Below are 2,010 nucleotides of genomic sequence, written 5' to 3' on the forward strand. Positions count from 1 at the left end.
TGCGTACTTCCCGACGTTGTTCTTCCGTCAGGTATGTATTTTCACCTGCTTTTGAACGGGCAAGACAGAAAGAGTCAGATGGTCGTGCTTCCTCAAATGTTTTTGACATTACGGTCACAGTTTCCATTATCTCCTCACTGGAGTATCCGGGATAGCTGACAACTGATCCAATAGTTCCGTTAAAAGCCTCCGGGTTGTCGGTAGTAAGCCAGTTTTCTGAAACAGCCTTTTCGTAGAACGGAGTTCCCGGGTGTGGTACAGCGATTGATGCTTGCCAGCTTGATATAAGTCCTTCGGATATCAACTTCTTTCCGAATTCAACGGTAGCCAAATCCCCTTTTTTGCTGGAGCCGGACGCGCCTATTATGAATGTGCCGTATATTTCAATTCCAAGTTTCTTCGCAGTTTCAAGGACATGGTGGATCCGATCTGCCTTCGACTTCCTGCCGATGCTCTTGCTGGTTGCAGGATCAATAGTTTCAATGCCGATTCTCAGCTTGTAGTAACCGGCTCTTTTCAAGGCTTCCAGCACCTCGTCATCAAGGAGGAGGTGGTTGGCCATAGCTTCGTAGTGGAGGTCGTTGTTGCCGGATGCGACGATTGCGTCGCACAGCTTTAAAATCCAATCCTTCTTTACGATGTGTGTCTCCTCATTGAAGAAGACACCTTCGATGCCTGGATATTTCGAGCGCAATGTCTCTATCTCGCCGATGATGCGCTCCGGGCTTCGGGCGCGCCAGTTTGGCTTTTCGTAGTAGACGTTTCCGGCTACGCAGAAATCGCATGTGTATGGGCAACCGCGCGTGGCGTGCACCTCTATGCTCCGGTAACGGGTCCATCGGCAACCGCCGGAGTAGCTGTAATCTATTCTTCGGATGTCATCGTCCTCCGGATCGGGGAGTGAATCGATATTGAGTATATGGCGGTGTGGATTTGGGTATAGACCCTGAATAGAAGACGGCTCCAGGCCGAGAAGGATATCCTTTACCGTCTCCTCATACTCTCCGATGCAGGCGTAATCATTCCCGTCCGCAAGGACCTTTTCGGGATAGACGGTCGGGTACTGCCCTGTCATTATTATCTTCGTGCCGAGCTTTGCCTTTATCGCTTTTGCGACCTTGAGGGTTTCGCCGTAAGTAACGGTATCCGCTTCGAAGACGACGTAATCGGGCTTTTCATATTCGAGGTAGCGGAGGTAGTCGTCCGTTGTAAATCTGAGCCACGTGCCGTCCACCATCTTCACGTTCGCGTTCGGCAGATCCCTCTTTAGCAAGGAAGAGAGGTAGGCAAGTTCATAAGGGAAGAAGATGAATACGGGGTAATCCTGAAAGAGGGATGTCCACCTGCTCGGGAATGGGCAAGGGTAGCGGTTACCGGAAAACCTGCCTGGCGCGGTGGCGATCACAACTTTCAAATCAAATCTCTCCTTTGCATAACAGCTTTATGTCGATGAACTGAAATTCATCGTTATATGCCCAATACATCCTTGTCGGCATTTTGGCCGCAAAGTTTATGACGTTGCTATAGTACCTGAAATCCTTCTGTGTGATTGAGCAAACTACAGCATCGTACTTTTTCTTCCCGTTAATAGCCATCGCCGCTGTAGCGGGATTAAATATATTCGCCGGAAGGGGGAGGAAGTTTATATTTTCTCCCAGCCCTTCCATGACAACGCCAGGCTGAATAACCACATCTATCTCGCACTCCGGCGCGATGGCGCGAAGAGCCTTGATACAGCTGGTGGAGTGTTCCATCGGTGATGACCTCAGATAGAGGACGCTCTTCAGGTTTTCGTTCATGAGGTCGTGGATGGAGAGTGTTTTCAGCTTGTCATGAAAAAGCGGTCTCAGTTTTCTCGGCTTTTGAAAGAAGTTCGCGAGCGGCTTTAGAACCTTCTCCCAGTAGAACTCTTTTCTGATATTTTCGATATTCTTCTTTATGGATTTTGTAAGCGATGGACGGGTGGCGAGTAGCCTGATCTTCTCCGCGAGAGCTTTATCATTACCGTAC

The 2,010-nt window shown here is 49.3% G+C and carries 2 protein-coding genes; both read right to left on the reverse strand.

Annotated features, from left to right (window positions below; genetic code table 11):
- The coding region (locus tag OEY64_13390; protein MDH5543937.1) for a B12-binding domain-containing radical SAM protein at positions 1-1,405 on the reverse strand (1,405 nt) is incomplete at its 3' end.
- A 10-nt stretch (positions 1,406-1,415) separates the two neighbouring features.
- Positions 1,416-2,010: hypothetical protein (locus OEY64_13395; GenBank protein MDH5543938.1), on the reverse strand; the 595-nt coding region annotated here is incomplete at its 5' end.

Source organism: Nitrospinota bacterium (assembly GCA_029881495.1).
Classification (GTDB): Bacteria; Nitrospinota_A; UBA7883; order JACRGQ01; family JACRGQ01; genus JAOUMJ01.